13 protein-coding genes are annotated in these 13,042 nt (G+C 53.9%); all 13 read left to right on the top strand.

Features of this window, described 5'->3' with window-relative positions:
• Nucleotides 1-123: 123 nt before the first annotated feature.
• The 13 genes from leuB to HZ297_RS04280 all read left to right on the top strand — a co-directional run bounded on the left by leuB (nucleotide 124) and on the right by HZ297_RS04280 (nucleotide 13,003).
• The gene (gene leuB, locus HZ297_RS04340) at nucleotides 124-1,197 is read left to right on the top strand and encodes a 3-isopropylmalate dehydrogenase (protein ID WP_178861815.1); all 1,074 of its coding nucleotides are present in this window, start codon (nucleotides 124-126) and stop codon (nucleotides 1,195-1,197) included.
• A 47-nt stretch (nucleotides 1,198-1,244) separates the two neighbouring features.
• A complete protein-coding gene (locus HZ297_RS04335; RefSeq protein ID WP_178861751.1) occupies nucleotides 1,245-2,225 on the top strand; it encodes a M23 family metallopeptidase in 981 nt (326 codons plus the stop codon).
• Nucleotides 2,126-2,602, top strand: coding sequence for a bactofilin family protein (locus HZ297_RS04330; RefSeq protein WP_178861750.1), 477 nt, complete (start codon nucleotides 2,126-2,128; stop codon nucleotides 2,600-2,602). Before HZ297_RS04335 ends, HZ297_RS04330 begins: the two co-directional genes overlap by 100 nt.
• A 108-nt stretch (nucleotides 2,603-2,710) precedes the next feature.
• Entirely contained in the window at nucleotides 2,711-3,733 is a 1,023-nt protein-coding gene (locus tag HZ297_RS04325; protein ID WP_178861749.1) for an aspartate-semialdehyde dehydrogenase, read from the top strand.
• A gap of 15 nt (nucleotides 3,734-3,748) precedes the next feature.
• Nucleotides 3,749-4,540, top strand: coding sequence for a tRNA pseudouridine(38-40) synthase TruA (truA, locus tag HZ297_RS04320; protein WP_178861748.1), 792 nt, complete (start codon nucleotides 3,749-3,751; stop codon nucleotides 4,538-4,540).
• 2 nt (nucleotides 4,541-4,542) lie between these two features.
• The gene (locus HZ297_RS04315; protein ID WP_178861747.1) at nucleotides 4,543-5,196 is read left to right on the top strand and encodes a phosphoribosylanthranilate isomerase; all 654 of its coding nucleotides are present in this window, start codon (nucleotides 4,543-4,545) and stop codon (nucleotides 5,194-5,196) included.
• On the top strand, nucleotides 5,193-6,398 hold the full coding sequence (trpB, locus tag HZ297_RS04310; RefSeq protein ID WP_178861746.1) for a tryptophan synthase subunit beta: 1,206 nt from the start codon (nucleotides 5,193-5,195) through the stop codon (nucleotides 6,396-6,398). Before HZ297_RS04315 ends, trpB begins: the two co-directional genes overlap by 4 nt.
• 167 nt (nucleotides 6,399-6,565) lie before the next feature.
• Nucleotides 6,566-7,384 carry a tryptophan synthase subunit alpha gene (gene trpA, locus HZ297_RS04305; RefSeq protein ID WP_178861745.1) on the top strand — a complete coding sequence of 273 codons (819 nt, stop codon included), beginning with the start codon at nucleotides 6,566-6,568 and terminating at the stop codon, nucleotides 7,382-7,384.
• Between the two features lie 13 nt (nucleotides 7,385-7,397).
• Nucleotides 7,398-8,252: an acetyl-CoA carboxylase, carboxyltransferase subunit beta gene (gene accD / locus HZ297_RS04300; protein WP_178861744.1), complete on the top strand. Its 855-nt coding sequence runs from the start codon at nucleotides 7,398-7,400 to the stop codon at nucleotides 8,250-8,252.
• A 35-nt stretch (nucleotides 8,253-8,287) separates the two neighbouring features.
• Nucleotides 8,288-9,613 (top strand): bifunctional folylpolyglutamate synthase/dihydrofolate synthase, encoded by a 1,326-nt coding sequence (locus HZ297_RS04295; RefSeq protein ID WP_178861743.1) that lies wholly within the window; start codon nucleotides 8,288-8,290, stop codon nucleotides 9,611-9,613.
• Nucleotides 9,614-10,186 carry an SPOR domain-containing protein gene (locus HZ297_RS04290; RefSeq protein ID WP_178861742.1) on the top strand — a complete coding sequence of 191 codons (573 nt, stop codon included), beginning with the start codon at nucleotides 9,614-9,616 and terminating at the stop codon, nucleotides 10,184-10,186.
• A gap of 88 nt (nucleotides 10,187-10,274) precedes the next feature.
• A complete protein-coding gene (gene purF / locus HZ297_RS04285; protein WP_178861741.1) occupies nucleotides 10,275-11,792 on the top strand; it encodes an amidophosphoribosyltransferase in 1,518 nt (505 codons plus the stop codon).
• 26 nt (nucleotides 11,793-11,818) lie between these two features.
• Nucleotides 11,819-13,003 (top strand): O-succinylhomoserine sulfhydrylase, encoded by a 1,185-nt coding sequence (locus HZ297_RS04280; RefSeq protein WP_178861740.1) that lies wholly within the window; start codon nucleotides 11,819-11,821, stop codon nucleotides 13,001-13,003.
• The last annotated feature ends 39 nt before the right edge of the window (nucleotides 13,004-13,042 follow it).

Below are 13,042 nucleotides of genomic sequence, written 5' to 3'. Positions count from 1 at the left end.
ATGCTAGTTAACCACGAAGAACGCGAAGTTCACGAAGGTTAATCCTTTACAAGAAAATCGAAAAATGGCTAATCACTTCGTGCTCTTCGTGAGTTTCGTGGTGAAAAGAAAAAGAGAATGAAGATGACAAAACATGTGTTGATTTTGCCGGGTGACGGCATTGGTCCTGAGATCACTGCAGAAGCAGTGAAGGTATTGAACAAGCTGGTTGAAACCGACGGTTTGGATATCACCATGGAAGAAGACCTGGTGGGCGGTGCGGCTTATGACGTGCATGGCGTGCCTTTAGCCGATGCGACCATGGATAAAGCACATGCGGCCGATGCCGTGTTGTTGGGTGCCGTGGGCGGTTACAAGTGGGAGTCGTTGGATATCTCCGTCCGCCCGGAAAAAGGGCTGCTGCGTCTGCGCAAAGAGATGGGGTTGTTCGCCAACCTGCGTCCGGCGTTTTTGTATCCGCAATTGGCGTCGGCTTCAACGCTTAAGCCTGAGATTGTTGCCGGTCTGGATATTCTGATTGTGCGCGAATTGACGGGCGGCATCTATTTCGGCCAGCCACGCGGTATCCGTATTCTGGAAAACGGCGAGCGTCAGGGCTTCAACACTTACGTTTATTCCGAGTCTGAAGTGAAGCGCATCGCGCATGTCGCTTTCCAGGCGGCGATGAAGCGTAACAAAAAACTGACTTCGGTGGATAAGGCCAACGTTTTGGAAGTGACCGAGATGTGGCGTGAAGTGGTCAATGAAGTGGCCAAAGAGTACCCTGAAGTTGAAGTCAAACACATGTACGTCGATAACGCGGCGATGCAGTTGGTGTTGAATCCGAAGCAGTTCGACGTGATGGTGACCGGCAATATGTTCGGTGACATTCTGTCCGACGAAGCCTCGATGTTGACCGGTTCGATCGGTATGTTGGCGTCGGCCTCTCTGGATGCCAACAACAAAGGCATGTACGAGCCAAGCCACGGTTCGGCGCCGGATATCGCCGGTCAAAACAAGGCCAACCCGTTGGCGACGATCCTGTCGGCGGCGATGATGTTGCGTTATTCGTTGGGTCGCGAAGACTTGGCGGTGAAGATCGAAGATGCGGTCGGCAAGGTGTTGGACCAAGGTCTGCGTACCGGCGACATCTGGTCGGAAGGCATGACACGCGTGACCTGTAGCGAAATGGGTGACGCGGTGGTCGCGGCGTTATAAGAGCCGGCCTGTTCAGTTTTTGAACGGCCGTTTCTGCCTGATTGTCGATGCGAAACCATTTTACGATTACCATTAGCGATGTGCATGGCGCACGCGATTATTCGTTTAAACAGATTTTTAAACGTTTCGCGTGGCTGCTTATGCTGGTGTTTGTGCTTGTCTGGGCAGGTGTGATTGCGGCCATCTGGTTTTTGAGTTCGGAAGCGCAGGCCATTGAAGACAAGCACGAGATGGCCGTGCAGCATTACGAAAAGGTGCTCAACGACAAGAAGAGCGACTTTATCCATCTGGCGTCCGAAAAGCGCCTGCTGGAAGCCGAATTGGAAGAAAAATCCAAGCAGGCCGAAATGCTGGATCAGACCTTGCAGGGGCTGGAGGAGCTGATCGGTACCAGTACCAGCACCGATGAACCGGAAAAGGCGGTCGAAGAGCGCATCAAGCTGGTGCAGCTCAGTACCCTTGGCAAGAGCATGATGCTGGAGATGATTCCCAACGGCCGTCCGGTGGCGGATTTTGCGGGGGTCAGCAGTTCTTATGGTTGGCGTACGCATCCGGTGACCGGGAAGCGTCAGTTTCACCGCGGTATCGACTATCGCGGTGAAGCGGGCGCAAATGTGGTCGCCACTGCGGATGGCGTGATTGAGTTTGCCGGTTACAGCAAAAATAGCGGATTCGGCAATCTGATTATCGTTTCACATGCCAACGGTTTTAAAACCCACTTCGGCCATTTAAGCCGTTTGGATGTCAAAACCGGACAGTATGTGCGTAAGGGTGATGTGATTGGCGGTATCGGTTCAACCGGCCTGTCATCGGGCAATCATCTGCATTATGAAGTGTCGTTTGTGCAGCGCAAGCTCGACCCCGCTCCTTTTGTGCAGTGGGACTTGCAACGCTACGACAGTATTTTCCAACAGGTGGAAGGGGTGCCATGGGGTTCTTTAACGCAAGCCGTAAACGATCAGGTTCAGAAGGTGGAAAAACAATTATCGCTCCGGGGTGTGCCTTTAGCGGCGAATTCAGCCAGATAGCCGGCCCGCTGCATGTCGACGGGCGCATAGACGGGATTATCGAAACCGGCTACGACGTGTCTATCGGCACGCAGGGTGAGGTTAAGGGCTTTGTCAAAGCGCGCTCGATTGTGTTGAGTGGCGTGCTGGAAGGCAAGGTGGCGTGCGAACGCATCGATATTCTGGCCACCGGCAAGCTGATCGGCGAGTTGATCAGCGGCGAGATGACGATTGAGGCGGGCGGTAAATTCATCGGTGAAAGCCGTGAACTGACCGAGGCCGGACTGATTGTCAGTCTGCCCGAAGACCGTCACTACCAGACGGCACCGGTGAATATTCAGGATGTGGTGGTCGATCCGCAGGCGGTCGAAACAGAACAAAAGACTGAAAAAGCGTAACCCTAATTTAAACGAATCCTGTTCTTGCCGAGCCTGCTTTCGGGGTCGACAGGGGCGAACAAGTATCAAGCGGGCATAAACCCCCGCAGAAAAGGAAGTAGAAAGAGTATGACAAAGTTGTATGACATTGCAGTTGTAGGCGCTACCGGTGCGGTGGGCGAAACCATTCTGAAGGTATTGGAAGAGCGTAACTTTCCGGTAGGCAAACTCTACCCATTGGCCAGTAGCCGTTCAGCCGGTAAAAAACTGCCTTTCAAAGGCGGTTGGGTCGAGGTTCAGGATCTGGAAACCTTCGATTTCTCCAAGGTGCAGTTGGGCCTGTTCTCGCCAGGCGCGAGCGTGTCTGCCATCTACGCGCCTAAAGCGGCGGCGGCAGGCTGTGTGGTTGTCGACAACACCTCTCAGTTCCGTTACGACGATGATATTCCGCTGGTAGTTCCAGAAGTTAACCCGGATGCGGTGGCGGGTTATACCAACCGCGGCATTATCGCCAACCCCAACTGCTCGACGATTCAGATGTTGGTGGCGTTGAAGCCGATTTACGATGCGGTGGGCATCAAGCGTATCAACGTGGCGACTTACCAGGCGGTATCCGGTACCGGTAAGGAAGCCATTGAAGAGTTGGCAAAACAGACTGCCGACCTGCTGAACATGAAGCCGATTGAAACCAATGTCTATCCAAAGCAGATCGCTTTCAACTGTATTCCGCAAATCGACGTGTTTATGGATAACGGCTACACCAAAGAAGAGATGAAGATGGTGTGGGAAACCAAGAAGATCATGGGCGACGATTCCATTATGGTGAACCCGACGGCGGTACGCGTACCGGTCTTCTTCGGCCACTCCGAGGCTGTGCATATCGAAACCGAGAAAAAGATCACGGCTGAAGAAGCCAAGGCGCTTTTGGCCAAGTCAGATGGTATTGTGTTGATCGACGAGCATGTTGATGGCGGCTATCCAACGGCAGTAACCGATGCGGCGGACACCAACCCGGTGTATGTTGGCCGTGTGCGCGAAGACATCTCGATTGAGAAAGGTTTGAACCTGTGGGTGGTTGCGGATAACGTCCGTAAGGGTGCCGCGACCAACACGGTGCAGATCGCCGAATTGTTGATTGCAAAATATCTGTAAGTCACTGGAGCACGAGTGAGTCGTCAGCGTATCGCCCTGCGGGTTGAATACCAAGGCAGCCGTTATTGCGGCTGGCAGCGCCAGGGGCATTGCGACTCGGTGCAGCAGCAGGTCGAGCAGGCGTTGACGCAGATCGCCAACGAGCCGGTTGAAGTCCATTGTGCCGGACGTACCGATACCGGCGTGCATGCATTGGGGCAGATCATCCATTTTGAAACGGCGGTAGAACGCCCGCTTAGAGCGTGGATTCAAGGCGTCAATACCAAATTGCCTGCGGATATCCGTATCAGTTGGGCGGCGCCAATGGCGGACGATTTCCATGCGCGCTTTTCGGCAATTGCCCGCCAATACCGCTATGTGATTTTCAACAGGCCGGTGCATTCCGCCATTCTGGCGGACCGGGTTACCTGGGAGAGCCAGTGGCTGGATGTGGACAAGATGCAGGCGGCGGCGCAGGACTTGATTGGCGAGCGTGATTTTTCGTCATTCCGTGCAGCGGCCTGTCAGGCGAGTCATGCACGCCGTGAAGTGCAGTGGATTGAGGTGAGTCGCCGCGGCGATTTTGTCTTTATCGATATCCGCGCCAACGCCTTTTTACATCACATGGTGCGCAATATCAGCGGCACTTTGATGGAGATCGGTCGCGGCGAACGTCCGGTGAATTGGGTCGCGGAATTGATGGCGATCCAGGACCGCACACAGGCGGGCGTCACGGCGCCGGCCAGCGGTCTCTATTTTGTGAATGCGTTCTATCCCGAGGAATATGCGGTTCCGCAGGTGGCGCTCAACGAACTTCTATGGCAATAGCGATGAATTCAGTTCCAAGCGCCGTCAAAACACGGCGCACACGTGTTAAAATCTGCGGCATTACCTCGCCGGCCGATGCATTGATGGTGGCGCAAAGCGGTGCCGATGCGATCGGCCTGGTGTTTTACGAACCCAGTCCGCGACATGTGGAAATTGAACAGGCCGGGTCAATCGCCCGTGCCGTGCCGGCGTTTGTGACCAAAACGGCGTTGTTTGTGAATCCGTCGGCTGACTATGTGCAGGCGGTTTTGCAGCAGGTGGCGATTGATTTGATCCAGTTTCATGGTGATGAAACACCGGAGTTTTGCGAGCAGTTCGGCAAGCCTTATATGAAGGCGGTGCGTATGCAGGAAAGCACGGATCTGTTGATGCTGGCACAAACCTATTCGTCGGCGAACGCGCTTTTGCTGGATACCTACAAGCCCGGTGTGCCGGGCGGTACCGGCGAGCAGTTCAATTGGCAGTGGATACCGAAGGATTTTCCCAAACCGCTCGTGTTGGCCGGCGGTTTGACGGCGCAGAATGTAGCGCAAGCCATCGCTGAGGTTAAGCCCTGGGCGGTGGATGTAAGCGGAGGCGTTGAGCAGAGCAAGGGCGTCAAATCTGCACAGCAGGTCACCTTATTTATGCAACAAGTAATGAGTACAGTGGAATGACAATCGATTTCTCCAAGTTTCCTGACGAGCACGGACATTTTGGACCTTACGGCGGTATTTTCGCACCTGAAACCCTCATGGCGGCGCTGGAACAGCTCAGCCAGGAGTATCAGAGCGTCAAGAACGATCCGCAGTTTTTGTCTGAAATCAGTGATGATCTGCGTGATTATGTCGGACGTCCGACGCCTTTGTATTATGCAAAGCGCTGGAGCGAGAGCTTGGGCGGCGCCAAGATTTATTTGAAGCGTGAAGACCTGAACCATACCGGTGCGCACAAGGTCAACAATACTATCGGTCAGGCATTGCTGGCGAAACGTTTGGGCAAAAAACGCATTATTGCCGAAACCGGTGCGGGTCAGCACGGTGTGGCCAGTGCGACTGTCGCGGCGCGTTTGGGATTGGAATGCGTAGTCTATATGGGTGCGGACGATGTGGTACGTCAGGCGCCGAACGTGGCGCGCATGAAAATGCTCGGCGCGACCGTCGTCGCTGTGGAATCCGGTTCGCGTACCTTGAAAGACGCCTTGAACGAAGCGATGCGCGACTGGGTTACGAATGTCGACGACACTTTCTACATTATCGGCACGGTGGCCGGCCCGCACCCTTATCCGGCGATGGTGCGCGACTTCCAGGCGGTTATCGGCCTGGAAGCGCGCGAACAGATTCTGGAGAAAGAAGGCAAGCTGCCGGACGCGTTGATTGCGTGCGTGGGCGGAGGTTCCAACGCCATCGGTCTGTTCCATAAATTTTTGCCGGATGAGAGTGTCCAAATCTATGGTGTCGAGCCGGCGGGTTACGGTCTGGAAACCGGTAAGCACGCGGCACCGTTGTGCTGCGGTAAGCCAGGGGTGTTGCACGGCAACCGTACTTACTTGATGCAGGACGAGCACGGCCAGATTCTGGGGACGCACTCCATTTCCGCCGGACTGGATTATCCGGGCGTTGGTCCTGAACATGCATGGTTGAAAGATATCGGCCGCGTCAATTATGTCGCGATTACCGATGAGGAAGCGTTGCAAGGTTTCCGTGATTTGACCCGTTTCGAGGGGATTATCCCGGCGCTGGAGTCGAGCCATGCCATCGCTTATGCGACCAAATTGGCGCCGACCATGCGTAAGGATCAGACGATTATCGTCAACCTGTCGGGGCGCGGCGATAAGGATATGAATACAATAGCCCAAATCGAAGGTTTCAAATTCTAACCTATTGCGGTTTGCAAACTCTTTGTTAAAAGCTGGATTCAAAAATGCTCATTTGCTATAGCAAACTGCGCTTTTTTCACCGAGCTTTTGCCGCGATTTTGCTAACCTCATAACGGTTAGAATAAATTGCGGTCGTTTTTTAAAATGATGAAAAGAATTTAGACATTATGAGCAGAATTCAACAAAAACTGGCCAGTTTGAAAGCCGCTGGCAAAACCGCTTTGATTCCTTACATTACGGCGGGTGACCCGCGTCCGAATGCGACGGTGGCTTTGATGCATCTGTTGGTGGAAAAAGGCGCCGACATGATCGAATTGGGCGTGCCTTTCTCCGATCCGATGGCGGACGGCCCGGTCATTCAAAAGGCGGTGGAACGTGCTCTGGAGCATAACGTCAGTTTGGATGATGTGTTGGAGTATGTGCGTGCGTTCCGTGAGAAGGATAGTAACACCCCGATTATCCTGATGGGCTATTTGAATCCGATTGAGGCGATGGGCTATGAGGCGTTTGCCGCCGCCGCCAGCTCGGTGGGGGTGGATGCGGTGCTGACGGTGGATATGCCGCCGGAAGAGTCCGTGGGCTACTTGCCGGCTTTGCGTAATGCCGGCTTGGATCGCGTCTTTTTAGTGTCTCCGACCACGCCGCAATCCCGTCTGGCGGCCGTCAATGAAAAAGGCAGCGGCTTTGTTTATTATGTGTCGTTGAAGGGCGTAACCGGTTCCAAAGAACTGGATGTGGCGGATGTCACGGCGCAAATTAACCGTTTAAAAGACAAAATCAATCTGCCGATCGGCATCGGATTCGGTATCCGCGATGGCGAGGCTGCTTTCCAGATGGCCCAGTTGGGCGATGCCGTGATTGTGGGTTCGGCCTTGGTCAGTCTGATCGAAGCGAATGCGCATCAGGATTTGTATACGATTGAACTGGCAGTCGGTGAGAAGATGACAGAATTCCGTGCGGCGATTGACCGCGCTGACGCACTATAAGGTGGAGAAAGTAATGAACTGGTTTGAAAAGATTCTTCCAAGCATCAAGCAGGTGACCGAGCGCAAGAGTTCGGTGCCTGAAGGGTTGTGGACCAAATGCCCTAAATGCGAAAGCACGCTGTATCGTGCCGAGGTGAAGCGCAATCAGGAAGTGTGTCCGAAGTGCGAACACCATATGCGTTTGGGCGGCAGAGCGCGTTTGCACGCTTTTCTGGATGAAAATTCCGGTCAGGAGTTGTCCGGCACGATTTCGCCGGTTGATGCGTTGAAATTCAAAGATCTGAAAAAATACAAAGACCGTATCAGTCAGGCCCAGAAAGCCACCGGTGAAAAGGATGCGTTGATTACCCAGGTCGGTACCATCAATGGCTTGGAAGTCGTGGTTGCGGCGTTCGAATTCAACTTTATGGGCGGTTCGATGGGTTCGGTTGTCGGCGAGAAGTTTGTGCGTGCCGTGAACGAAGCGATTGAGCGCAACTGTCCGTTTATCTGCTTCTCCGCCAGCGGCGGGGCGCGTATGCAGGAAGCCTTGTTCTCGTTGATGCAGATGGCCAAGACCAGTGCGGCGTTGGGTCGTTTACGCGCCAAGGGCTTGCCTTATATCTCCGTGTTGACTGATCCGACCATGGGTGGTGTGTCTGCCAGTTTTGCGATGTTGGGTGATATCAACGTGGCCGAACCGAAAGCACTAATCGGTTTTGCCGGTCCGCGTGTTATCGAGCAGACGGTGCGTGAGAAACTGCCGGAAGGCTTCCAGCGCAGTGAGTTCCTGCTGGAGCACGGCGCGATTGACCGTATTATCCATCGCCATAAATTGCGTGACGAGTTGGCATCGATGTGTAAGATGCTGCTGAACAAACCAGCCTGATAGGGCGATATTAGCCATCTCATAAAAGTAGCTACATGGAAACACTCTCCCAACATTCAAGCCTGCAGGCTTGGATTGATGGTTTATTGGCGATGCACCAGCAGGAGATCGATTTGGGTCTTGAGCGGGTGAGTGACGTCGCCCGCCGCCTTGAGGTGACCCGGCCTGCTGAGTTTGTGATCAGCGTTGCCGGCACCAATGGCAAAGGCTCCAGTGTGGCCATGCTGTCTGCCGTACTCGATGCGCAAGGCTATCGGGTCGGCACCTATACTTCCCCGCATATTCTGCGTTTTAACGAGCGCATTCAAATCAATGGTCAGCCGGTCGAAGACCGTGAAATCGTCGAGGCTTTTGTGGAGATCGAAGCGATCCGCGGCCAAACCAAACTGACCTATTTCGAATTTTCCACTTTGGCGGCACTGTTGATCTTTAAACGTCACAAGGTGGATGTTGCCGTGCTCGAAGTGGGGCTTGGCGGGCGTCTGGATGCGGTGAATCTGGTGGATGCCGACGCCGCTTTGATTACCGCCATCGATGTCGATCATGTCGACTGGCTGGGCGATGACCGTGCTCAGATTGCGTTGGAAAAAGCCGGCATTACCCGTGCAGGCAAGCCGGCGGTGTGTTCCGATCCGCATCCGCCGGCAACGCTTGCGGCCTTTGCCTCGGCGCAGGGGGTTCCCTTGTGGCAGTTGGCTGAGGATTTCAGTTTTCAGAAAACTCAACAGGCCGGGTTGATAACCTTTAAGCACGCTTTGACGCAGGATTGGCCCGCTGCGTTTGAATTTCCGCAGCCGGCTTTGCTGGGCGAGTTTCAATGGCAGAACGCCGCCGGCGTGGTGGCCTTGTTGGCGCGTATCGGTGATCAACTGCCGGTTTCGCTGCAAAGTCTGGCGAGTGGATTAACGCAGGTTAAACACCCCGGGCGGCTGCAGCAATTCACCGTCGTGACGCCATCCGGCCAGCAGCAATGGCTGGTCGATGTGGCTCATAATCCGCAGTCGGCGCAGGCCTTGGCGGACTATTTGGCATCGCAGGAAGATTCCCGTCAGGCTTATATCAGTTTGTTTTCCGTTTTGAATGATAAAGACAGTCTGCCGATGGTCAAACAGTTGGCGCCTTATATCGCCAAGTGGATGTTGGCCGATTTGCAGATACCGCGCGCCAGCAGCCTGGAGCGATTGCAGCAACTGATGCAGCAGGCCGACGTGTCTGCGGATCAGGTCGGGAAATGCACATCAATGGAGCAGGCGGTCACAGAGGCGCTAGCCATGCCGGCCAAGAAAGTGCTGGTGTGGGGGTCTTTCTTTACGGTTTCGCAAGTCTTGGAGGCGCTGCATCGTCAGGCGCAATGTGTTTAGATGGTTGAGATGGATGAGGTAGGCAAATACAGGCTGCTGGGTGCGGCCATCTGGTTGACCTTGTTGATCCTGATTGTGCCCGGATGGTATAGCCATCCGGTAAATTTTCAGCCGCAAGGTGCCGAGTCACAGCAGGTTGAGATGGACAGGCCGCTGGTTGAGCAGGCTTATGTCTTGCCTGTAAAACAAGCGGAAGGCAGAGCCTCGGCCGAACCAGAGGCGGATTCCGTCAAGCGATCTGTAACCGAGGTCGCTTCGCAAGCGCCGGCATCGGCGCCGAAAGCGCCCGCAGTCGTTGCAAGCGGCGCATCGGCCGCCAAGCCAAGTTCAGTGCAGAACGTCGTCAAAGGTCAATGGCTGGTCAAGGTGGCCTCTTACAAAGAGCTTAAAGAGGCGAACGAGTTGTTGGGTCGTCTGGATCGGGATTATCCGGTGTGGATCAAGGAATTTACTAAGAGTAAGACGTATTCGGTGCGTACTGGGCCTTATTCCAGTCGTGATGAAGCGCAGCGAGATAAACAAAAAATAGATAAAGCATTCCATACCCAAGCGATAGTTGTGCAGGTAAAATAACCCTTTATGACTCATCGCTTGGCAAAGTTATTTTAATTTTGCATTTTTGTTCGTTTGAACAGTTATTGATTACAAAGAGAGTGACCCTATGTGCGGTATAGTCGGGATAGTTTCTGTTGGTAGCGCCTCCGTTAACCAAGAAATTTATGATGCCTTAACCATTTTGCAACATCGCGGCCAGGATGCCGCAGGGATTGTGACCTGCGAAAACGGTCGTTTCTATCAGCGCAAAGATAATGGTCTGGTAAAGGATGTGTTCCGGACACGTCATATGCGTGATCTGTTCGGAAAAGTGGGGATCGGGCATGTCCGCTATCCGACAGCGGGCTCCTCTTCGAGTGCCGAGGCGCAGCCGTTTTATGTAAACTCCCCTTACGGCATTGCAATGGGGCACAACGGTAACCTGACCAATGCCGAGCAGCTGAGTCAGGAAATCTGGCGTCAGGATCTGCGCCATTTGAACACCAATTCCGATTCGGAAGTACTGCTGAACGTGTTTGCGCACGAGTTGATGCAGCAGAAGAAACTGTTTATCGACCATAACGATGTGTTCAACGCGATCCGTGCCGTGCATAAGCGTGCGCGCGGCGGTTACGCGGCCGTGGGTCTGATCGCCAATATGGGGTTGTTTGCTTTCCGCGATCCTTACGCCCTGCGTCCAGCGGTGGTCGGTAAGCGCGTGACGGACGCCGGAACGGACTATATGGTCGCGTCGGAGTCGGTGGCATTGGACGGGCTTGGCTTTGAGTTGGAAAAGGACTTGGCGCCGGGTGAGGCGGTGGTGATTACCGAAGACGGCAAGATTTTCTATCAGCAATGTGCGGAAAACCCACAGTATTCGCCGTGTATTTTCGAGTTCGTGTATTTCGCACGCCCTGATTCGATGATTGATGATATCTCCGTGTACAAATCGCGTCTGCGCATGGGCGAGAAGCTGGCCGACAAGATTTTGCGCGAATGGCCGGATCACGATATTGACGTGGTGATGCCGATTCCGGACACCAGCCGTACCTCGGCGCTGGAATTGGCTTCCAAGCTGGGGGTGCCTTACCGTGAAGGTTTTATCAAAAACCGCTATATTGGCCGTACCTTTATTATGCCGGGACAGACGTTGCGTAAGAAGTCGGTGCGTCAGAAGTTGAACCCGATCGATCTGGAGTTTGAAGGCAAAAACGTTTTGTTGGTCGACGATTCTATTGTGCGCGGCACTACGTCGGGGCAGATCGTTGAGATGGCACGTGAAGCCGGGGCCAATAAGGTCTATTTTGCTTCTGCCGCTCCACCGGTGCGTTACCCTTATGTGTACGGCATTGATATGCCGTCGGCGTCAGAGCTGGTCGCGAGCAACCGCACGGTTGAAGAGGTAGCGGAGTTTATCGGTGCGGACAAATTGATTTATCAAGACCTGCACGATCTGGTGGAAGCGGTGGGTGCCGGTAACGAGCAGATCAAACTGTTCGACACCTCCTGTTTTAGCGGTGAATATGTCACAGGCGACATTACGCCCGAATATTTGGCTTCTATAGATAGTGCGCGTAATGACGATGCCCAATCAGCCAAACAGGCAACTGGTCAGGAACCCGTTGGTATTTATAACGGTAATTGAACGCGTAGAAAAAAGGATTAAACGGCATGCATTACGATATCGAAACGCTTGCGGTTCGCGCGGGCTACGAGCAGACCGCCGAGCAGGAGAATAGCGAGGCGATTTTCCCGACGTCCAGTTTCCGTTATCACTCCGCTGCACAGGCTGCCGCGCGTTTTAGCGGCCAGGAGAAGGGGAACGTCTATTCCCGTTTCACCAACCCGACGGTCAGAACCTTTGAAAACCGTCTGGCGCTGATGGAGGGCGGCGAGTCGTGTGTGGGTACGGCCTCGGGGATGTCTGCCATCCTGTCGACCTTTATGGGGTTGTGCCAGGCGGGTGATCATGTCGTTTCTTCGCAAAGTATTTTCGGTACAACCAAGGTCTTGTTTACCAAATACCTGGCCAAGTTTGGCTTGGAAGTGACCTTTGTTTCCCAAACCGATATCGGCGAATGGCAGCAGGCGATCAAACCCAATACTAAAGCATTTTTTTTGGAGACGCCTTCCAATCCTTTGACGGAAGTGGCCGATTTGGAAGCCTTGTCCACCTTGGCCAAAGCCAATAATTGCCTGCTGATTGTTGATAACTGTTTTTGCAGCCCGATTTTGCAGCGTCCTTTGGAACAGGGGGCGGATATTGTGATTCACTCCGCCACCAAGTTTCTGGATGGGCAGGGACGTGCCATCGGCGGTGCGGTCGTCGGTTCGGCGGAGTTGATTGAGGAACCGGTACGCGGCTTTATGCGCACCGCGGGTCCGGCGATGAGTCCGTTTAACGCCTGGATTTTCCTGAAGGGTTTGGAAACCTTGCCGGTGCGTATGCGTGCGCACTGTGAGAATGCACTGGAACTGGCCAAATGGCTGTCACAGCACGCCGCGGTTGAACAGGTCTTTTATCCGGGATTGGAAAGCCATCCGCAGTATGCGCTAGCACAGAAGCAGCAGTCGGCAGGGGGTGGCCTGGTCACTTTTAGGGTAAAGGGCGGTCAGCCTGAAGCGTGGTCGGTGATTGACAGTACTCAGATGCTTTCGATTACCGCTAATTTAGGGGATGTGAAGACCATTATTACCCACCCGGCAACCACGACCCATTCACGCGTGTCGCCGGAGGACCGCCTAAAAGCTGGGATTACGGATAACCTGATCCGTATTTCGGTTGGTTTGGAGTCGATTGAGGATATCAAGCGTGATTTGGCGCGTGGTTTGGACAGATTATTGACCAATAAATAACGTGTTGGAGATCATGGAAAAGCCGGCATTGCCGGCTTT

Source organism: Thiomicrorhabdus cannonii, from assembly GCF_013391695.1.
GTDB lineage: Bacteria > Pseudomonadota > Gammaproteobacteria > Thiomicrospirales > Thiomicrospiraceae > Thiomicrorhabdus > Thiomicrorhabdus cannonii.
This window is presented reverse-complemented; position numbering and strand designations above follow the sequence as displayed.